Raw genomic sequence first — 20,390 nt, 5'->3', positions numbered from 1 at the left:
GTGATGCGGCCGCCTTGATAGTCGGCATTCATGTCCGACGGGTTCGACAGCGGCGTCTTCGCGGTGCTCGCATAGTTGCCGGTACAGCGTGGAGCGGCTGATGCCGAGGTCGGCGGCGACCTGTTCGGCGTGGGCGCCATCGGCGCGCTCCAGCATGTAGATCCCTCCAACATCGCCAGCAGTGCGCCAGCCATGTGGCTCGCGGAGAAGCAGCGAGTTGGTGGGGCGGAGTTCCCCAGTTGGCGGGCAGGGTACTGACTCGGCTCCTTACCTGCGGGGTTTTCCCGGGAAGCTGTACGAGAAGAGGCTTGGGCGGGGTGTGCTGGGTACATGGAGGCTCCGGTCTGTACGCTGGCCGTCGAGGCGGGGTCGGTGTGGTCGCATAGCTGCACCATGGATGATCTCGTCGCGTCGTACGTCCTTGAGCCGTCGGCAGGCGCGTGTCTGGAGTCGGGGCTGGGGTGGACGCGCCGGTGGAAGACGGTGTGGCGAGCGTCCCGGGCGGAGGTGATCTGCCCGGTTCAGGACCTGGCTGTTTTCCCGGCGTTGGCCTCGGTGCCGGTACGCGGCTTCACGTGGCGGGCTCGTCAGCGGAATCGGCCGGGACTGGCCTACATGGTGACCACGGGCCGGATGCACGGTTTCGAGAGCTTGGCCGAGCGTCGCCTGTTGCTGGCCCTGGACTTTCTGGACAGCGCCGAGGAGGTGCTGTCCCAGCCGTTCAGGCTGAAGTTCACCACCGTCGACGGCGCTGAGGACCACACTCCGGATTTCCTGGTCCTGCTGCCCGGGACAGCCGTGCTGGTCGACGTCCGGCCCGGCCATCTGATCAAGGATAAGGACCTGGTGAAGTTCGCCGCCGCCGAGCGGGCGGCGGCAGCGGCGGGATGGCGCTACCTGGTGGTGACCGGCTGGCGCCGTCACGTGGCCACCGGACTGGATGCGCTGTCGGCCCGGCGGCGGCCGATGGCCGACCGTCTCGGGCTGCACGGTGAACTGCTGGGTCTGGTCGCCGAACGTCCGCGACGGTTCGGTGAACTGATGGAGGAGACGTCGCTGCCGGCGGTCGCCCGTGCGCACGCCCTTCATCTGCTCTGGCACCGACGGTTGGCAGTGGATCTTGCCCAACCGCTGAGTGATGCCGCGTGGGTCTATCCGGTGGGAGGCTGTGATGGGTGAGGAGCGCCAGCCGCAGCAAGCCGAGGACCTGCATGGCCATGACCTGACGCGGGCTCAGATCCGGGCGGCGCATCTGCTGGAGGCGCAGACCGGTTACCGCAGCGGCAGCCGGTATTGGGCGCTTCCGGGAGAGCCGAGGCCCGAGTACGACCCGGAGCGCACCACGCTGACCGAGCGGCGCCAGGCGAAGGCGGCAGAGCTGAAGGCGTTGGACCGGCGGGAGGCCAAGCAGCTGGGGCTGGAGTGGATCAGCCAGCGCACACTGGAGCGGATGGCCGCACAGTACGCCGAGCGCGGGCTGATGGGGTTGGCGGACGGGCGGTGGACACCGCCGCTGCGGGGCCGGCGGACGGCCACCGATCAGGTCGCCGATGCGATCCGGGCCGTCCATGCCGAGTGCGAGCACCGCTCCAGGGTGAGCATGAAGACCAAGGAGCGGTTGATCCACCAGTATGTGCGCGAGAAGTTCGGCCCGGCGGCGGAGGAGAAGATCCCGCATTACACGACGCTCGCGAAGATCTGGAAGGAGTGGTTCGGTCCGCAGGGCGCCCGCCAGCGCTATGTCCGCTCGGCCGCGGCGGTGGAGACGGGCAAGGCGAAGGCCGTGGTCACCCGGCCGGGGCAGGTGGTCGCGCTGGACACCACGCCGCTGCCGGTGAAGGTCCTCGACGATGTGTTCGGCGCCCCCATCACCGTCCATCTCACGCTGGCTCTCGACGCCTACTCGCATTCCCTGGTCGCCTTCCGGCTCACGCCGGTGTCGGAGTCTTCGGTGGAGGTGGCGATGCTGCTGCGGGATGTGCTGCTGCCGCTGCCGATGCGCCCGGACTGGGGTGAGGAGATGGAATGGTCCTACCCCGGGGTTCCGGCCGCCTTGGTTGCGGAGTTTGCCGGGCACCCGGTGGCGGGGCTGCCGTTCTTCGCGCCGGAGACGGTGACGGCCGATCACGGGAGTGTCTACAAGAACCATCACGTCGTTGCCGTCGCCCGCCAGCTGGGGATCGATCTGCTGCCGGCCCGCGCGATGCGTCCCACGGACAAGGCCGCCTGCGAGCGCGCGTTCGCAGGAATCCAGTCGCTGCTGCTGGAGTTGCTGCTCGGCTACCGCGGTGTCGATGTCGCCGACCGCGGCGCCGACCCGGAGGGCGATGCGGTCTGGACGCTATCGCAGATGGAGCACCTTCTGGCCACTTGGATCGTCTCGGTGTGGCAAAACCGCAGGCTGGACCAGTGTGCGCCGGCGTGGGACCCGGGCGGGCGGCATAGCCCGAACACACTGTTCGCCGCTGCGGCGGCCCGTGACGGGATCAGTCTGGAGATGCCAGAGCCGGAGTTGTACTACGAGCTGCTGCCCGCCCACTTCGTGAAGATCGACGCCCGGCGCGGGGTGAAGATCGGCGGACTTTGGTACGGCGGCACCGATCCGGTGCTCGACCCCTGTCGCGGCCAGCGCTCCGGACGCAGTGGACGCCACGCGGGCAAGTGGGCGGTCCACCGCGATCCGCGCGACTGCCGTCAGGTCTTCTTCGAAGATCCCGCTCGGCGGGGCAGTTGGCACGCACTGGACTGGAACGGCCTGCCGCCCGGAGACGACGTTCCGGCCTTCTCTGACGCTCGGGTGGGCGAACTCCTCACTCAGGCTGGCCACGCCGGTTTGAGGCCGCTCGATGACCGGGAACTGCTGCCGGTGCTGCTGAAACTGCTGGCTGCGCGGTCTCCGGTGAACCAGTGGCCGACCCAGATGACGGCAGCGGAGAAGACCGAGCGGGCCCGCGAACTGGCCAGGGCACAGTCGGCCGCAGCCGACCGGCCGCCCGCCCCGGTGGCTGTTCTTCCCGGCGTGGCCCCGTCGGCCGAGTTGGCCGCGTCTACCCGAAGGGCCGTCACCGCCGACCGGCAGCGGCGCCGTCAGGCGGCGCTGGCCTCCAGGCCGCCGACCCCGCCGCCCCTGCTGGGCGAGGCACTGCGGGAACGCAGCTTCTTCCTGTTGTCCGGCGACCAGGACGACCAGCCGGACGAGCCGGGCCCGGAGACGGCATGAATACGACGGGGCCGCCGGAGCTTCTTCGTCCCGGGCCGCCGCCGGTGCGGGACACCGTCGCGCGCTGGCAGAACTGGGTGTCCACTCGGACCACCTTCGTGCCCGCGCCGCAGCTGACTCTCGCTGGGTGGAGGCATCTGAGCCCCAAGGACAAGGCGCTGCACGATCTGTACCGCGCGGTCACCCACGCCAACCTGCCGTTGTTACAGACCCCGATGAGCCTGGCCGTCACCAAACGGCTGCGGGGCCGCGTCCAGAGCAACGCGGTCAAGCAGAAGCCGACCACCTTGTCCGGCCTGATCATCACCGGCGGCGGCTATCAGGGGAAGACCGAGACGGCCTGCGAGTGCCTGGCCACGTTCGAGGAGGACTGGCTGGCACTGCACCGCTACCTCAACCCCCAGGCCGTCCCCGGCGCCCGAGACCTCCACGTTCCCGTCGCCTACGTGCAGACACCGGTGACCGCGAAGCCCAAGAGCCTCTGCAAGGCCATCCTTCACTTCTATGACGCCGAGGTGAATCCGCGCATGGACCTGCCCGATCTGATCCGTCAGGTGGCACTGTCCTTGCGCGAACACGGAACGAAAGCCCTGCTGCTGGACGACATCACCAGGCTCCGCATGCACCGCGCAGATGACCAGGACACCCTCGATCTGATCCGGGCGTTCATGAGCATGAACGTCACCCTGGTCCTGGTCGGCGTCAACATCCACAGCGCCGGCCTGTTGCGCGAAGGCCGCTCCGATCCGCGCACCGGCCAGGTCGCCTTCCCGCCCTCCCGGCACAAGCTGGTACACGGGGAGGAGGCCACGCAGACCGAGCGACGCTTCGACGTGGTCGAACTCGACCGCTTCCGCTACGACACCGACGCCCAGATCATGGCCTGGAGCGATCACCTCGCCGGCGTCGAGGGCCACCTTCGCCTGCTCAAAGCCGAGCCGGGCATGCTCACTTCTGGCACTGTGCCCGAGTACCTCTACGAGCGCACCGCCGGTGTCGTCGGCCTCCTTGAGAGGCTGGTCGAGGACGGCTGCCAGGAAGCCATCGACTCCGGCGCCGAATACCTGACCGAGTCTCTCCTGGACGGCATCCCCGTCCACCTCGGTTCTGCCGATGGCCGAGACCTGGGCGCCGGGGAGATACCCGACATCCCCGGACTGAGGGCGTCGACCAAGCGCAGCAGCCGGACCCGTCCAAGGAACACCGTCCTCGACGACCAGGGCCCGGCCGCAGGGACCGGGAGCTGAGGATGCGTCCCCTGCCCCGGAGCCTTGACCCGCTGCCGGGGGAGTCCCTGCCCGGCTACGTGTTGCGGCTCGCTCACAGGCTCGACCTTGCACCCTCTGACGTGGCCCGGCGCACTGGCCTGCAGCCGACGGTCGGCCAGCGTCTGGTCCGCCTCAGCCACCAACTCTTGATCAACCCAGCCCCGGACACCCTCGCCGGATTCGCCGCCGCGACCCGGCTCAGCCACGAAGAAGCCGCCGCACTCACGCTTACCGGCCTGCGCGACCACTACCCACCCCTGGCTCTCAGTCTCGGACCGTCGCGGGGCGCCGGATACCGCCGCCTCGACCACTGGCTCTTCACCGGCTCCCCCCGCTACTGCCCGCGATGCCTGGCCGGAGACGGATCGGCCATCCAGCAGGCCCACGGCGGCCCCTGGAAGAAGGAATGGCACCTCGCGGTCGTCTTCGCCTGCCTTGAGCACGAGTGCTTCCTGGAACATCAGTGCCCCACCTGCCGCCGCCCCGACAGACGGCCCGCGGGCGGGCCGCTGCTGATCCGGCCCGGCGCCCGCCGCCTGCACCCCGCCCAGTGCCGCTTCCCCGCCCCCGACTCGGGACGCGGACCGCAGGGAAAAGCCTGCGGAACCCGGCTCGACCTCACCGGGACACTGATGCGGCCCAGCCGGAAACTCCTCGGCCTCCAGCGTGACCTCCTGGGCGAACTCGACCCCGCTCTGCCCGGAGCCGCCACCACCGAGAGCCTGACCGACCTGCGAATGGTCATGGGCTTCATCGCCGCCTCATGGCCCCGGTCCCGCTACCTGCTGGAGTCCGACCTCCTGGACTGCGTGAACGCGTACTTCCGGGCGGACAAGAACTCTCCCGCCGACAGGCACAACCGGGTGAGCCTGATGAACACAGCACCGGCAGACGCCGCGGTCTGCGGGGCACTGATCGGTGTCGCCGACTCTCTGCTGTTCGCCACGAACTCCGAGCAGCGGATCATGAGTCTGTTCGAGGTCTCCTTCGACACCCACGACAGCCGCATGTCCTGGTTCCGCTTCTTCGCCCGACACCAAGGCACCTGTTCGCAGCAGCTGCGCGAGATCCTGAAGCCGCTGGTTAACGCCACTCCGGCCACTGTCGACCGGTTCGTCCCCCGCGGCCCAGGTTTCGCGCCCCACCACATTCCGGCGTTCCTGGAACAGGACTGGCACGACCGCTTCATCCGGCCCGCCGGCATCCCCCTCGATCAACGGCTCGTCCGCCGTTGCGCGGCCATCCAACTCGTTCGCCGGGCCGCCCACTGCGACACCCACGAGGCAGCCCTCCTCCTGGGCATCCCCATTGACAAAATCCCCGCCGGCATCGACGACGAGCGCTTCTGGATCGGCGCCAGGGACGCCCCCACCGACTTCCGCATCGCCATGACCGAACTCGGCCTGCACGTAGGCGAGCATCGCGACCGGCTGCCCGACTACCAATGGCGGCGGGACTCCCTGCGCAACTGGGTCCTTCCTCAAAATGACTGGCGGGAAGTGACCGCCCAGCTCCCCCGGACCATTGGCAAACAGCCCATCCTCGACGACCGTAAGCGCCAGGTCGCATCCATCTTCATCTGGACTCGTGTCACCGGCGGCGAACACCTCTTCGCTCCCCGCCCCCTCGAACATGACCAGCCTCAGCACATCCGGCGGGCCTGGGCCGCACGCCGCCCCACCACCTGGCACCAGCTTGCTGGCCGATCAGACCCCGGCCCGCACTACGCGACCCTCCGGCGACTCCTCGGCGAGTACGCCGACGACCTGGCAGAGAAAATCGACGCCGACGCGCTCCCCGCGAATTGGCACACTCGGCCCCGCCAACTCGGCCGCTTACCCGCCCCCTGAAGCGCTCAGCTTCATCGCCCATTCGCGCGACCTGTGATCTCTGTGGCGGAATCCGAAACCGTCGGTCGTCGACGGGGGTCAGATCCCGGCCAGAGGGCTGTAGAGCACCTACCAGGGATCGGTCAGGTTGTGCCCTCATCGGGGGTCGTCCAGATCGAAACGACAGGGATCGGCTGATCCTGCTTGGCGCCCGGACCCCAGCCGCCCACAACGTTGACGCCGGGGGTGTTCTTTCTCGGCCCAGGAACGTGGGGGCAATGCATACCGAAAAACACAGGGGTGGGCAGGCCGGGCCGATCGAACCTGATCAGATGAGCGTTTACCAGGAACGGGTACCGCTCGCGCATAGCGCTCTCGTCAGTGCCGACGTACAAGACCACCTTGAGGTGGGCAGTGCCTTCCCCGGGGCCAGGGACGACAAAATCGATGTCCGGCGGGGTCGTGCTCAGCGGGCGAGCGAGAAGCGGCAGCCCGGTCAGGTCGAAGGAGGTGATCGTGGCAATGTGCCCGCCCGCCGGGTCATGGAGTTCACGGCCCGTCACGGGAGGCAGCCGGTACTCGCGGTGGTGTGGACCGACGTAAACGTGGGTCTGCCCGCTGCCGTGCAGGGACATTTTCAACTCGTCGAACTTCGCGTTCCGCTGCCGGTCGGCCTGCACCTCCGTGGTGCTGTTTGGGGCCACGCCGTGGTCGACCGATCCATACGCGGTCCAGCCGTCGCCGATGAAGGGCCGGATGTAGAGGCTGGCGTCGTCCTCACGACTCTTCGGAGGTTGCGCCCAGGAGAGGTGGGCGACCTGTGCGAAGTCGCCCTCGTGCGCGGCGACGATCCGTATGGACTCGATCCCGTACGGCGCGGGGTCGGGCTGCGTGATGGTCATGGCCGGACACCGTAACCGAGGTAATCGGCGATACATGTACCGAAAGCCTCCGACAGGTGAAAGGCCCAGCTCGGGGCGACCATCGCTATCCTGTCCGCCAGCTCCGACGCACAACCCCGCCAACTCAAGCGCTCACCCGCCACCTGAAGCGCTCAGTCACAATCGCTGCGGGCCTCGTCCTCGGACAGATTGCATAAACGTGCAACGAAACGTATAGTCATGCCATCCAGGAGGAGGAGTCCATGGTGGTACGTGCGGCGGTGGCCGGAGCGAGCGGGTACGCGGGCGGAGAGCTGCTGCGCCTGCTCCTCACGCACCCCGAGATCGAGATCGGCGCCCTGACAGGCAACTCCAACGCGGGCCAGAAGCTCGGCGCGCTCCAGCCGCACCTGCTGCCGCTGGCCGGCCGGGTGCTGACGGAGACCACCCCCGAGGCCCTCGCCGGACACGACGTCGTCTTCCTCGCCCTCCCGCACGGCCAGTCCGCGGCCGTCGCCGAACAGCTCGGCCCGGAGGTCCTCGTCGTCGACATGGGCGCCGACTTCCGGCTGCAGGACGCGGCCGACTGGGAGACGTTCTACGGCTCCGCGCACGCCGGGACCTGGCCCTACGGCCTCCCCGAACTGCCGGGCGGCCGCGCCGCGCTGGAGGGGTCCAAGCGCATCGCGGTCCCCGGTTGCTATCCCACCGCCGTGTCGCTGGCGCTGTTCCCGGCGTACACCGCGGGCCTGGCCGAGCACGAGGCCGTGATCGTCGCCGCCTCCGGCACCTCCGGCGCGGGCAAGGCGCCCAAGACGCACCTGCTGGGCTCCGAGGTCATGGGCTCCATGTCGCCGTACGGCGTCGGCGGCGGCCACCGGCACACCCCGGAGATGATCCAGAACCTCAGCGCGGCCGCCGGCGGGCGGGTCTCCGTCTCCTTCACGCCGACCCTCGCGCCGATGTCCCGCGGCATCCTCGCCACGTGCAGCGCCAAGGCGAGGCCCGGCGTCACCGCCGACTCCGTCCGCGCCGCCTACGAGAAGGCCTTCGCCGACGAGCCCTTCGTGCACCTGCTGCCCGAGGGCCAGTGGCCCGCCACAGCGTCCGTCCACGGTTCGAACGCGGTTCAGGTGCAGGTCGCCCTCGACGAGGCCGCGGGCCGGATCATCGCCATCAGCGCCATCGACAACCTGACCAAGGGCACCGCGGGCGGCGCCCTCCAGAGCATGAACATCGCCCTCGGGCTCGACGAGACCACCGGGCTTTCCACGATCGGAGTCGCACCGTGAGCGTCACGGCAGCCAAGGGATTCACGGCGGCGGGCATCGCCGCCGGGATCAAGGAGAACGGCAACCCGGACCTGGCCCTCGTGGTCAACACCGGGCCCCGCCGCGCCGCCGCCGGCGTCTTCACCTCCAACCGCGTCAAGGCCGCGCCCGTCCTGTGGTCCGAGCAGGTCCTCAAGGGCGGTCAGGTGACCGCCGTGATCCTCAACTCCGGCGGCGCCAACGCCTGCACGGGACCGAAGGGCTTCCAGGACACGCACGCGACCGCGGAGAAGGTCGCCGAGGTGCTGGGACACAACGCCGCCGAGGTCGCCGTCGCCTCCACCGGCCTCATCGGCCTGCTCCTCCCGATGGACAAGCTGCTCCCGGGCGTCGAGACCGCCGCCGCCGCCCTGAGCGCGCACGGCGGCGAGAAGGCCGCCATCGCCATCAAGACCACCGACAGCGTCCACAAGACGTCCGTCGTCGCCAAGGACGGCTGGACCGTCGGCGGAATGGCCAAGGGCGCGGGCATGCTCGCCCCCGGCCTCGCCACCATGCTGGTCGTCCTGACCACCGACGCGGACGTCGAGCCCGACCTGCTGGACAAGGCCCTGCGCGCGGCCACCCGGACGACCTTCGACCGCGTCGACTCCGACGGCTGCATGTCCACCAACGACACCGTGCTGCTGCTCGCCTCCGGCGCCGCCGAGGTCACCCCGGAGTACGCCGAGTTCGCCGAGGCCGTACGGGCCGTCTGCGACGACCTGGGCCAGCAGCTGATCCGGGACGCCGAGGGCGCCAGCAAGGACATCAAGGTCGAGATCGTCAACGCCGCGAGCGAGGACGACGCCGTCGAGGTGGGCCGCTCCATCGCCCGCAACAACCTCCTCAAGTGCGCGATCCACGGCGAGGACCCCAACTGGGGCCGCGTCCTCTCCGCGATCGGCACGACCTCCGCCGCCTTCGAGCCGGACCGGCTCAACGTCGCCATCAACGGCGTCTGGGTCTGCAAGAACGGCGGGGTCGGCGAGGACCGCGACAAGGTCGACATGCGCTACCGCGAGGTCCACATCGTGGCCGACCTGGCTGCCGGCGCCGAGACGGCCACCATCTGGACCAACGATCTCACCGCGGACTACGTCCACGAGAACAGCGCGTACTCGTCATGAGCACTACTCGCAAGCACACCGCCCTGCCCAAGGCCCAGATCCTCATCGAGGCGCTGCCCTGGCTGACCCGGCACAACGGCAAGACCGTCGTCATCAAGTTCGGCGGCAACGCCATGATCGACGACGATCTGAAGGCCGCCTTCGCCCAGGATGTCGTCTTCCTGCACCACGCCGGCCTCAAGCCCGTCGTCGTGCACGGCGGCGGCCCGCAGATCAGCGCCGCGCTCGACCAGGCCGGCATCGTCAGCGAGTTCAAGGCCGGCCTGCGCGTCACCACCGAGGACGCCATGGACGTCGTCCGGATGGTGCTCGCCGGGCAGGTCCAGCGCGAACTGGTCGGACTGCTCAACCAGCACGGTCCGCTCGCCGTCGGACTGACCGGCGAGGACGCGCACACCATCACCGCCACCAAGCACCAGCCGGAGATCGACGGCGAGCTGGTCGACATCGGACGGGTCGGCGAGATCACCGCGATCGACACCGGCGCCATCGAGGCACTGCTCGCCGACGGCCGTATCCCGATCGTCTCGTCGATCGCCCGCTCCCAGGACGACGGCCATGTCTACAACGTCAACGCCGACACCGCGGCCGCGGCACTCGCCGCGGCTCTCGGCGCCGAGACCCTGATGGTCCTCACCGACGTCGAGGGCCTCTACGAGGACTGGCCGAACTCCGACGAGGTGATCAGCCGTCTCACCGCCTCCCAACTGGAGAAGCTGCTGCCGGACCTGAGCGCGGGCATGGTCCCCAAGATGGAGGGCTGTCTGCACGCCGTGCGCGGCGGCGTGACCACCGCCCGGGTCATCGACGGGCGGGTCCAGCACTCGATCCTGCTGGAGATCTTCACCGACGAAGGCATCGGCACGATGGTCGTGGCCGACGAGAAGCCGGACGCGACGGCGGCTGCGACCACAGCCGCGACCACGGACGCACAGGGGGAGTCGTCATGAGCAACCAGGAACTGACCGCGCGGTGGCAGAGCGCGCTCATGAACAACTACGGCACCCCGCTGCTGCCCCTGACCCGCGGCGCGGGCACCCGGGTCTGGGACGCCGAGGGCAAGGACTACCTCGACTTCGTCGGCGGCATCGCGGTCAACGCGCTCGGCCACGCCCACCCGGCCGTCGTCGACGCCGTGAGCCGGCAGATCGGCTCGCTCGGCCACATCTCCAACTTCTTCCTGTCCGAGCCGACCGTGACGCTCGCCGAACGGCTGCTCCAGCTCTTCGGCCGGGACGGCAGGGTCTTCTTCTGCAACTCGGGCGCCGAGGCCAACGAGGCAGCCTTCAAGATCGGCCGGCTGACCGGGCGGACCCATGTCGTCGCCACCGAGGGCGCCTTCCACGGCCGGACCATGGGGGCCCTCGCGCTCACCGGCCAGCCCGGCAAGCGCGACCCGTTCCTGCCGCTGCCCGGCGATGTCACCCATGTGCCGTTCGGCGACGCGCAGGCGCTGGCCGCCGCGGTCACCGAGGAGACGGCGCTCGTCATCCTCGAACCCGTCCAGGGCGAGCTCGGCGTCGTCGTGCCGCCCGTCGGCTACCTCAAGGCCGCCCGCGCGATCACCGCCGCGACCGGCGCGCTGCTCGTCCTCGACGAGGTGCAGACCGGCATCGGCCGCACCGGGCACTGGTTCGAGTACCAGGCCCACGAGGGCGTCCTGCCGGACGTCGTGACGCTCGCGAAGGGTCTCGGCGGCGGGCTGCCGCTGGGCGCGACCGTCGCCTTCGGGCGGGCCGCGGAACTGCTGCAGCCCGGCCACCACGGGACGACCTTCGGCGGCAACCCCGTCGCCTGCGCCGCCGGACTCGCCGTTCTCGACACCATCGAGAACGAGGGGTTGCTGGAGAACGTCAAGCGGCAGAGCGAGAAGTTGCGGGACGGAATCCAGGGTGCGGGCCACCCGTTGATCGATTATGTCCGGGGAACCGGCCTTCTCCTGGGTATCGTGCTCACCGAGCCCCTCGCACCTCAGGTGCGGCAGGCGGCTCAGGAGGCCGGATTCCTGGTGAACGTGCCCGCCCCCGACGTCGTCCGGCTGATGCCGCCGCTGAACCTCGGCGACGACGAGGTGGAGGCGTTCCTCGGGGCGCTGCCCGGCATCCTCGACGCAGTCGGCGGGGACGGATCCGGGGAATGAGACGACGATGAGTCAGGCGCAGGAGCATGAGCAGCCGGGGGCGGGTGGACCGGCCGTGCCGCAGACCCGTACCGCGCGTCACCGCCGGATCGTGGACATCCTCAACCGTCAACCGGTGCGGTCGCAGAGCCAGTTGGCGAAGCTGCTGGCCGACGACGGGCTGAGCGTCACCCAGGCGACGCTGTCGCGGGACCTGGACGAGCTGAACGCGGTGAAGATCCGCAACACCGACGGCGATCTGATCTACGCGGTGCCCAGCGAGGGGGGTTTCCGGACCCCTCGGGCGCCGCTGGGGGAGTCGGCGAAGGAAGAGCGGATGCGGCGGCTGTCGCAGGAGCTGCTGATCTCCGCGGAGGCGTCCGCGAATCTCGTGGTGCTGCGTACTCCGCCGGGGGCGGCGCAGTTCCTCGCGTCGGCGATCGACCAGGCCGAACTGCACGACATTCTCGGGACGATCGCGGGCGACGACACCTTGCTGCTGATCAGCCGGGAGGCGACGGGCGGGCAGGCCCTCGCGGAACATCTGCTCCGGTTGGCTCAGAACGGCCACTGAGCGCTGCGCGGGCCGCGGCGGTCGCGGAGCGTTGCCGACTGCGGGTGCGTGGGGCTGGTCGCGCCCACGCGGCGGAGCCGCACATGAGAACCGTCCCGCGCCCACAGGGGGTTGCAGTCACCTGCGTCAGCAAGTCCAAGCCGCTTGACTGCACCCAGCCCCGACTCAGCCCAGCCGTCCCGCCAACCCGCCCGTGCAGCGGACCTCGTCGCCCGCCGTGATGAGCAGGGCCTCCACGTCCGGCAGCGACTCCAGCCAGGCGAGGCCCTCTCGGGAACCCATGGCGAAGGCGGCCGTGGCCCAGCAGTCCGCCCAGGTCAGACGGGGGGCGACCACCGTCACGGCGACGAGGTCGGTCACCGCGGACCGGCCCGTGCGAGGGTCGACGATATGGGTGCCGCGCTCCGCCGTACCCGAGGTCGCGACCGCCAGTTCGTCCGCGCCCGCCGCCGAGACCACCGCGGCGAGACCGCCCGGGCGCAGCGGGTCCGACACACCGACCCGCCACGGCCGCTCGGGCCCGGGGACGCCCAGCAACTGCACGTCCCCGCCGCCGTTGACGCTGACCCCGCTCACGCCGACCGCCGCGATCAGCCGGGCCGCGCGCTCGGCGGCCCAGCCCTTCACGATGCCGGTGGGGTCGAGGCGGCCCTGGTAGCGCATGCTGAACCAGCCGTCGCTCACCCGCTCCGCCTCGGCGCCCAGGTCGAGCACCTCGGCCACCTCGGGGTCGCACTCCTCGACGGTCAGCTCGCCGCGCACCAGCCGGGAGACCTGACTGTCGTCGCGGTAGGTGCTGAACACCTCGTTGACCCGGTGCAGTGAGGCGACCGCCTCGTCCAGCGCGATCCGTACCGCCTCGGCCTCCCCGCCGCGGACGTCGAACGAGAAGACGGTCCCCATGACCTCTTCCGCATGACGCACCACGGCGGGGGCCGCCGCCGACTCGGCCACGGTCTCAGCCACCGGCCTGGTCCAGCGCCGACTGCAGGGACTTCTTGTAGCCGTCGCTGGTGTAGGTCGCCCCGGAGACGGAGTCGATGTCCGCGCTGCCGGCCGCGACCGCCGCCGCGTTGAGCTTGGGGACGGAGAGCTCGGTCTTCTGGGAGCTGGTCCCGCCCGAGGGCGCCTGGACCGCCTCCGCCTTCGTGATCTTGCCGTTGGCCACGGTGATCCGGACCTGGACCGGCCCGTACTGCGTCTGCTGGACCTCGCCGGTGACGGTCTTGGCCTGCGCGGCACCCGCGTCGGCGCCGGCGTCCGAGCCCGAAGAGGCCTCCCCGGAGCCCGAGGAGCCCGCCGCCGAACCCGAGGCCGCCTTCGCCTTGTCCAGCGCCGACTGGAGGGACTTCTTGTAGCCCTCGCTGGTGTAGGTCGCGCCGGACACGGAGTCGATGTCCGCGGTGCCCGCGGCGACCGCCGCCGCGTTGAGCTTCGGGACGGAGTCCGCGGTCTTCTGGTCGCTGGTGCCGCCCTTGGGCGCCTGGACCGCCTCCGACTTGGTGATCTTCCCACCGGCGACGGTGATGCGGACCTGCACGTTGCCGTACTGCGTCTGGACCGCGTCGCCGGTGAAGGCGCCGGCGGCCTGCGCGCTGCCCGACCCCTGCGAGGAGCCGGCGCTCGCGTTCGCCTTGTCGATGGCCGACTGGAGGGACTTCTTGTAGGCCTCGCTGGTGTACGTCGCCCCGGAGACCGTGTCGATGTTCGGGCTCTGCGTGGCGACCACCGCGGCGTTGAGCTTGGGAACGGCGTCCGCGGTCTTCTGGTCGCTGGTGCCGCCCTTGGGGGCCTGGACGGCCTCCGCCTTGGTGATCTTGTTGTCGACGACGGTGATGCGTACCTGCACGTTGCCGTACTGCGTCTGGACCGCGTCGCCGGTCATCGTGCCCGTGACGGTCGCCCCGGCGCCGCCCTGGGCGGCCTCCTGGGCCTGCGCTCCCGCGCCCGCCGCCTGCTGCGTGCTGCCCGGGTCGGACGACGGCTTGAGCGACAGCAGCAGCACGATCCCGGACACGGTGGCGGCAGTGGCCAGCACCACGCGCCGAAGAGGGTGGCTCTTCCTCATGTCTTTCTGAGCTCCTGATTCAGGTTGAAGGCCGAGGGTCGTGCGGAATTCCCGTCGCTCACATCTCGAACGACTCGTGATGGATGCGGCGGGCCGGGACCCCGGCGCCGCGCAGTGCCTCGAACACGCCTTGCGCGAAGCCGTTCGGCCCGCACATGAAGACGTCGTGGGTGTCGATGTCGGGGATCTTGCGCTGGAGGGACTCCGCCGAGATGTCGGGACGCTCCCCGTCGGGGCTGTTGACCGCGTACATCAGCCGCGCCCCGCGCTCGTCGGCGATCTTCGCCAGCTCGTCCCACAGCGCCAGGTCCTGGGTGCTGTTGGCCCGGTAGAGGAGGGTGATGTCACCGGCCGCGCCCGGCAGCGTCTCGAACAGCGCCCGCATCGGAGTGATGCCGACCCCGCCGGCCACCAGCAGCACCTTGCCGCGGCTGCGCCGGGACGCGGTCATCGCACCGTACGGACCCTCGGCCCACACGCGTGTGCCGGGCCGCAGTTCGCGCAGCGCCGCGCTGTGGTCGCCGATCGCCTTGACGGTGATCCGCAGCAGGTCCGGGCGCGGGGCCGCCGACAGCGAGTACGGGTGGGAGCTGAAGCGCATGCCCGGGGCGAGGAACCGCCACCGGAAGAACTGCCCGGCCTCCGCGCCCATCCGGTGCAGCTTGCGCCCGCCGATCAGCACCGAGACGATGCCCGGCGCCTCCTCGATGACCGCCTCGACGTGCATGCGGTGCCGCAGGTTCAGCCGGACCGGGGTGATGATGCGGTACCAGACGACCAGCGCGGTGACCGACCCGTACAGCACGTACCAGACGGTCTTCGCGACGGGCTCGATGGCGAAGTCGTTGCCGGTGGTGATCTGGTGCCAGAACGTCAGGAACACGGACGCGTACGTCATCAGATGGATGTGGTACCAGGTGTCGTACGGCATCCGCTTGCGCACGGGGCCGATCGACACCAGGCCGATGAGCACCAGCAGACCGGTGCCGATGGCCGCCTTGCCCATGTCGGGCAGCTGGTTGATGGAGTCGATCGTCTGCTGGACGATGTCGCCGAGCGACTTGCCGGCCTGCAGCGCGTACCCCCACATGATGAGGAACACGTGCGCGAAGGTGAGGCAGAGCGTGTACCGGCCGCTCATCGCGTGCCAGCGGGCGACCCGGTCCGAGCCCACCCGGCGCTCCAGCGCCGGCACCCGTGCCATCTGCAGCACGACGAGCGCCATGAGGTACCCGGCGAGAAGGCCGGTGATCCGTCCCGCGTTGAGGATCTTGCTGTCGGTGTCCGCGATGTTCGGCGTGTTGCTCCACCACAACCACAGCACGCCCGCGGCGCCCGCCCAGACGGCGAGCAGCAGCGGAACGGCCGGGGAGCGGCGCGGACGGATGCGGCGCATCGTCTGGCGGCGGGCGGCACGGCCGCCGGCGATCGTCGTGGTCACTGTTCCTCCGTGGGTACGGACCCTTGGCCCTCAGATACGGGCCGCAGTCGCGGAGTGTTCAGCCGTTGTGACCACAGTGGTGCGCGGGCTCGGCGCCGGCCGACTCGGCGCCGGCCGATTTCCTACCGGTCAGTACCGGGTGATCGCCGTCGGCCCGTCGGCGGTGCCGATCGCGATGTGCGGGCGCTCCTGCGGCCGGGCCCACCGCAGCATCCGTCGCATCGCGTCCACCGGCACCGACACACAACCGGCCGTCGCCCCACGCCCGTCGACGTGCAGGAAGATGCCCGCCCCACGGCCGCGCACCGGCCTGCCGTAGTTGAACCCGATGACCAGGGCGTAGGCGTACTGCGTCCGGTACGTCACCAGGTGCTCGGACTCGGCGGCACGGCAGTCGGCCGGCCGCGGTTCGGTCCACCGGTTGTAGGCGCGGGAGTCGTTGTCCTGACACCACCAGGAGTCCCGGCCCACGGGACGGTACGGGTACGTCGTCCCGCGCGGGGCCGCCCGGACGCCGAAGGCGAACGGGAGCCCGTACAGGCCCGTCGGCGTCGTGTTCGTGCCCTGTCGGCGCGCGCCTCCCTCGACCAGGCCGTTCGCGCCGAACCGGGCCGGCGCGGAACCGGCCCGCACCCACCGCCCGTCCCGCAGGTCCCACCAGTCGAGCCGGCCCGACGTGGAACCGGCCTTGGGCGCCACGGCGGTGATCAGCTGTGTGCCGCCGCCCGTGTCCGCCATCCGCGCGGGCAGCGCGGCCGACGACGGCGGAGCCGCCCCGACGCCCGGAGCCGCCCCGAGCAGCAGCGACGACGCACAGACGGCGGTGGCGACAGCGGTGACGACGACACGTGGACGCATGATCAGACGCTAGAGCGCGATGGCGGCGCCGGCAGGCCGGGTGGGCCGACCGGGCACGGCGCCGCCTCGCCGCGTCGACCGCTCAGACCACCGGACCCAGCGGGTTGAGCTGGTCCGCCCGCCCTTCGAAGGCGTAGAGCAGCAGGTCGGTCATGTCGAACACGTCGTCGGCGTTGCGCGCCGCGACCGGGCTGAGGAAGGGACGCCAGAAGGGGTCGCGCACGATCGAGTGGCGGCTGCCTTCCATGGCCCGGTGGAACACCTCGGCGACGATGCGGCCGCCGACGCCGGTCAGCTTCCCGCCGCCCTTCACCTCGGCCTCGCGCAGGATGTAGAACCACAGCGGCGCGTTCTTGGCGACCGCCTTCGCGAGCCCGGCGGAGAGCTGCGCACCGCCGCCCTGCGAGAAGTCGGCCGCGGTCAGCGGGTCCACGTCGACCTTCCGGTCGACGAAGTACTCGACCATCTGCTGTCCCGTCGCGAGCCGCAGCATGGAGGCCCGGGTGAGGTTGCGGAAGGCGAGGTTCAGCTCGATCTCCGGGGGCCTCTCCTGTCCTCGCCCGCCGAAGGAGCCGAGCGGCAGGTTGGCGAGCGGATTGACCAGCAGTGTGTCGATGCGCTTGGCGAGGTTGAACTGCGCCGCGGGCACCTGGAGATCGGCCCGCTCCGGCACCGCCTCCTGGAAGGCGAACAACCGCCGGAAGTCGGCGATCCAGTTGGTGGGCAGCCGCTCGAAGTCGCCCGCCTCCGGGTCCGTCGGGTCGGCGGGCGGCGGGGAGAGGATGCCGCTGGTGCCGCTGAACCGGAACAGCAGCTCCAGCGTGCCCCGGCCCCGGTCGAAGATCCGGTTCCAGTTGTAGGCGCCCCGGACCATGCTGTGGCCCAGCCGGTAGGCGGCCACGGAGAACTCGATCGGCATGGTCGGCAGGTTCTGCTCGCCGGTCGCCGGCTCGAACACGCGTCGGCCGTTGCTGAACACGTCGTCGACGATCTCGGGGTCGACGATCCGCTGCAGGAAGTCGTGGCGCAGCATCCACTGGTAGTGCTTGACGACCGTCTCGCGCGCCGACTCGAACAGGACCGCGCTCGACACGCCCTTGCCGACCAGGTCGGCGACCACCCGGTTGTGGAACCGGATGAAGGCGGTGTGGATCTGGGCGACGATCAGGTTCTCGTCGTTGCGCGGGTCCGGGATCAGGGCCCGGCGCCGCTCGGACCTCAGCGAGCCCGAGCCCGTCCTGGGCAGGTCGAACCCGGCGAGGGGCTGGCCCACGATGGTCGGGTCCTGCGGCACGCCCTGGGTCGTCCCGGTCTTCAGCCTGAGTCCGTCGTCCTCGTAGAACCGGCGGTCGAAGCGGTGGTCGGGCCCGAGGCCGTAGAGGGAGTCGAGGTCGAGGGCCGGGGAGCGGCCCTGGAGGAGCTGACGCACCGTGATCTCGTCCTCGAGGCGCACCGCGGTGGCGTCCAGGGTGAGGTCGTGGTCCACGAACTGGCCGAGGTAGGTGAACCCCGCGGGGACCCCTTCCTGGTCGGGGTGCGTCGCCGTGGCGTTCGTCATGGCCTGGGCCAGCTCGGTGCGGGCGTTCCGGTCGAGCTGTTGGGCCTGCCGGGACTGCGGGCCCAGCCGGGAGAAGCGGAACTTGCGCAGGTCCGCCACGGAGGAGGCGGGCTGTGCCGCCATGGGCTCGCCTTCCCCGGACTCGGAGAGGATGCCCTCGCCGACGACGTAGAAGGAGGAACGGAGATGGCGCTTGCTCTGTGGTTCACGTGCGGGTCGGAACATGAATCCCCCATGTGGTTCACGCATGCGCGAGAGAGCGCACGGATGAGCCCACGCTAGGGGACGAGAGCGGCGGAAGGGTGAATTCCGTCAATTACCCCAAGAAGCCCAAGAGTTGACGGTCTGTACACATGGCCTATGCGCGTCAAATCGGACTCAGCGGCAACGGCAGCCCGGGCAGTCCGTCCATGCTCGTGGCGACGTGCTCCTTCTTCGCGAAGTACGCGCTGAGCGAGTCGTCGTCCTCCCGCGCGAACCGCTTCGCGTGCAGCTCGCGGTCCTCGTCGTACGTCATGAAGGGGACCGCGTACCCGCAGGTGTCCCGGACGAGTTCGGCGTGCACGACGATGATCGCGCGCAGCCCGTGCGGGGTCGCGTCGATGTCGGGGAAGCGGGCGAGGAGTTCCCGGAAGCGGGGGTCGTCGCGGAAGACCGGCTCGCCGCGGCCGTGCACCCGCACGATGTTCGGCGGCCCCTGGAAGGCGCACCACATCAGCGTGATCCGGCCGTTCTCCCGCAGATGCGCGATGGTCTCCGCGTTGGAGCCGGCGAAGTCGAGGTAGGCCACGGTGTGTTCGTCCAGCACGGCGAACGAGCCCTTGAGGCCCTTGGGGGAGAGGTTGACCGTGCCGTCCCCGGACAGCGGCGCGGTGGCGGTGAAGAAGAGGGGCTGCTCCTCGATGAACGTACGGAGCCGGCCGTCTATGCGCTCATAGGTCTTTCCCATGTCTAACGATTATCCGGGAAGCGCGTTCGCGCGTCCAAGGAAATAGCCGAATCGATGGCGTGTGCATGGGGTGTGTATGGAGTGTGCACATGCCGCAGCGGCCGCCCCGGTCGGCGTTTCCCGGGGCGGCCGCTGCGTCTGTCACATCACTGGTTCAGCGTGCAGGGGGCCAGGACCTCGAGGCCCTGCGGCTTGGTGCCCTGACGGCCGATCGAGATGGCGATGCGGTCGATCGTGGACTCGCGCTTGCCCTCCAGCGGGCCCAGGATCGCGTTCTGCACGAAGTTGGGGCCGCCCTGGCCGACGGTGTTGACCAGCCGGGTGTTGGCCTCGGCGAGCTGCGTCTCCAGCAGCGCCAGGTTCCGGTCCACCTCGGCCTGCGCGGAGGCGGGGATCTCCGGCAGCTGCGAGGCGACGTCCGGGCAGCTGATCGTGCCGGCGGCGCCCGCCTCGGCGCCGGTGTCGCCCGTGTCCTCCGCCGCGCCGTCGTCGGCCCCGCCCGCGGCGGCGGTCTCCTCCGCGCCCGGGGTGGCCTCGGCCTCGTCGCCGGCCGCGTCACCGGCACCGGCCTCCTCGCCGGTGTCCGCCGCGCCGCCCGCGTCGAGGGCGCAGGGGGCGAGCGCCTCGAGACCCTGGGGCTTGTCCGCGGTGCGGCCGATGGCGGTGGCGATGCGGTTCACGACGGCGATCCGCTTGTCCTCCAGCGGGCCGAGGATCGCGTTCTGCACGAAGTTGGCGCCGCCCTGGCCGACCGTGTCGATCAGCCGCTGGTTGGCCTCGTCGATCTGGGTCTGGAGCAGCGCGATGTTGCGGTCGACCTCGGCCTGGGCGGTGGCGGGGATCGCGGGCAGTTGCGAGGCCACGTCCGGGCACGAGATGGTGCCGGGGCCGGCGGCGAGCGTGTTGGCGTTGGTGGTGCCGTTGCTCTTGGACGACTCCCCGGCGAGCGCGGAGTTGACGACGACCGCGCCGGACAGCGCCAGAGCGGCGGCCGCGCCGATGACCACCACGCGACGCTTGTTGTACTTCGGAAGAGCCCTGGACATGGGGGTGCCTCACTTGGGTCAGGAGTGGGTTTACAAACACGCGGCCGGCGTTCAGCGGTAAGTACGGGTAAGCGGTTGCCGTTGTTCAAGGCGTCTTCAAATCTCTTACCGAAGTTCGCCGAATTGACGAATCATGCAG

17 protein-coding genes are annotated in these 20,390 nt (G+C 70.2%); 9 read left to right on the top strand and 8 right to left on the bottom strand.

Annotated features, from left to right (window positions below; all coding sequences use genetic code 11):
- The first annotated feature begins 393 nt into the window (after positions 1–393).
- From ACWD4O_RS18495 to ACWD4O_RS18480, 4 genes are read left to right on the top strand one after another with little or no spacing between them, the layout of a single operon-like run.
- Positions 394–1,179 carry a TnsA-like heteromeric transposase endonuclease subunit gene (locus ACWD4O_RS18495; RefSeq protein WP_451280982.1) on the top strand — a complete coding sequence of 262 codons (786 nt, stop codon included), beginning with the start codon at positions 394–396 and terminating at the stop codon, positions 1,177–1,179.
- Positions 1,172–3,220 carry a transposase gene (locus tag ACWD4O_RS18490; RefSeq protein WP_451280980.1) on the top strand — a complete coding sequence of 683 codons (2,049 nt, stop codon included), beginning with the start codon at positions 1,172–1,174 and terminating at the stop codon, positions 3,218–3,220. The genes ACWD4O_RS18495 and ACWD4O_RS18490 overlap by 8 nt, the downstream gene beginning before the upstream one ends.
- Positions 3,217–4,467 (top strand): TniB family NTP-binding protein, encoded by a 1,251-nt coding sequence (locus ACWD4O_RS18485; RefSeq protein ID WP_451280978.1) that lies wholly within the window; start codon positions 3,217–3,219, stop codon positions 4,465–4,467. Before ACWD4O_RS18490 ends, ACWD4O_RS18485 begins: the two co-directional genes overlap by 4 nt.
- A 2-nt stretch (positions 4,468–4,469) precedes the next feature.
- Entirely contained in the window at positions 4,470–6,338 is a 1,869-nt protein-coding gene (locus tag ACWD4O_RS18480; RefSeq protein WP_451280976.1) for a TniQ family protein, read from the top strand.
- Between the two features lie 122 nt (positions 6,339–6,460).
- On the opposite strand, the gene ACWD4O_RS18475 is transcribed toward ACWD4O_RS18480, so the two are convergent.
- Positions 6,461–7,219: a hypothetical protein gene (locus tag ACWD4O_RS18475; protein WP_451280974.1), complete on the bottom strand. Its 759-nt coding sequence runs from the start codon at positions 7,217–7,219 to the stop codon at positions 6,461–6,463.
- Between the two features lie 242 nt (positions 7,220–7,461).
- On the opposite strand from ACWD4O_RS18475, the gene argC reads away from it, so the two are divergent.
- From argC to ACWD4O_RS18450, 5 genes are read left to right on the top strand one after another with little or no spacing between them, the layout of a single operon-like run.
- Positions 7,462–8,490: an N-acetyl-gamma-glutamyl-phosphate reductase gene (argC, locus tag ACWD4O_RS18470; RefSeq protein WP_451280972.1), complete on the top strand. Its 1,029-nt coding sequence runs from the start codon at positions 7,462–7,464 to the stop codon at positions 8,488–8,490.
- On the top strand, positions 8,487–9,638 hold the full coding sequence (gene argJ / locus ACWD4O_RS18465) for a bifunctional glutamate N-acetyltransferase/amino-acid acetyltransferase ArgJ (protein WP_451280970.1): 1,152 nt from the start codon (positions 8,487–8,489) through the stop codon (positions 9,636–9,638). Before argC ends, argJ begins: the two co-directional genes overlap by 4 nt.
- Complete coding sequence (argB, locus tag ACWD4O_RS18460; RefSeq protein ID WP_451280968.1) at positions 9,635–10,588, top strand: acetylglutamate kinase; 954 nt, start codon at positions 9,635–9,637, stop codon at positions 10,586–10,588. Before argJ ends, argB begins: the two co-directional genes overlap by 4 nt.
- Positions 10,585–11,778: an acetylornithine transaminase gene (locus ACWD4O_RS18455; protein ID WP_451280966.1), complete on the top strand. Its 1,194-nt coding sequence runs from the start codon at positions 10,585–10,587 to the stop codon at positions 11,776–11,778. Before argB ends, ACWD4O_RS18455 begins: the two co-directional genes overlap by 4 nt.
- Positions 11,779–11,785: 7 nt before the next feature.
- Positions 11,786–12,331 (top strand): arginine repressor, encoded by a 546-nt coding sequence (locus tag ACWD4O_RS18450; RefSeq protein WP_358807397.1) that lies wholly within the window; start codon positions 11,786–11,788, stop codon positions 12,329–12,331.
- 165 nt (positions 12,332–12,496) lie between these two features.
- Here ACWD4O_RS18450 and ACWD4O_RS18445 read toward each other — a convergent pair whose 3' ends face one another.
- From ACWD4O_RS18445 to ACWD4O_RS18415, 7 genes are all read right to left on the bottom strand, one after another.
- On the bottom strand, positions 12,497–13,234 hold the full coding sequence (locus ACWD4O_RS18445) for an FAD:protein FMN transferase (RefSeq protein ID WP_451281328.1): 738 nt from the start codon (positions 13,232–13,234) through the stop codon (positions 12,497–12,499).
- A gap of 55 nt (positions 13,235–13,289) precedes the next feature.
- Complete coding sequence (locus tag ACWD4O_RS18440) at positions 13,290–14,399, bottom strand: FMN-binding protein (protein WP_451280965.1); 1,110 nt, start codon at positions 14,397–14,399, stop codon at positions 13,290–13,292.
- 58 nt (positions 14,400–14,457) lie between these two features.
- Positions 14,458–15,840 (bottom strand): ferredoxin reductase family protein, encoded by a 1,383-nt coding sequence (locus ACWD4O_RS18435; protein WP_451280963.1) that lies wholly within the window; start codon positions 15,838–15,840, stop codon positions 14,458–14,460.
- A gap of 129 nt (positions 15,841–15,969) precedes the next feature.
- Positions 15,970–16,698, bottom strand: coding sequence for a L,D-transpeptidase family protein (locus ACWD4O_RS18430; protein WP_451280961.1), 729 nt, complete (start codon positions 16,696–16,698; stop codon positions 15,970–15,972).
- Between the two features lie 82 nt (positions 16,699–16,780).
- Complete coding sequence (locus tag ACWD4O_RS18425) at positions 16,781–18,481, bottom strand: peroxidase family protein (protein ID WP_451280959.1); 1,701 nt, start codon at positions 18,479–18,481, stop codon at positions 16,781–16,783.
- A 142-nt stretch (positions 18,482–18,623) separates the two neighbouring features.
- On the bottom strand, positions 18,624–19,205 hold the full coding sequence (locus tag ACWD4O_RS18420) for a pyridoxamine 5'-phosphate oxidase family protein (protein ID WP_451280957.1): 582 nt from the start codon (positions 19,203–19,205) through the stop codon (positions 18,624–18,626).
- Between the two features lie 146 nt (positions 19,206–19,351).
- On the bottom strand, positions 19,352–20,251 hold the full coding sequence (locus ACWD4O_RS18415) for a hypothetical protein (RefSeq protein ID WP_451280955.1): 900 nt from the start codon (positions 20,249–20,251) through the stop codon (positions 19,352–19,354).
- Positions 20,252–20,390 lie beyond the last annotated feature (139 nt).

It is taken from the genome of Streptomyces sp. NPDC002623 (assembly GCF_053592635.1).
Note: the sequence above shows the minus strand (reverse complement) of the source record. Positions and strands in the feature narration are given on the sequence as shown.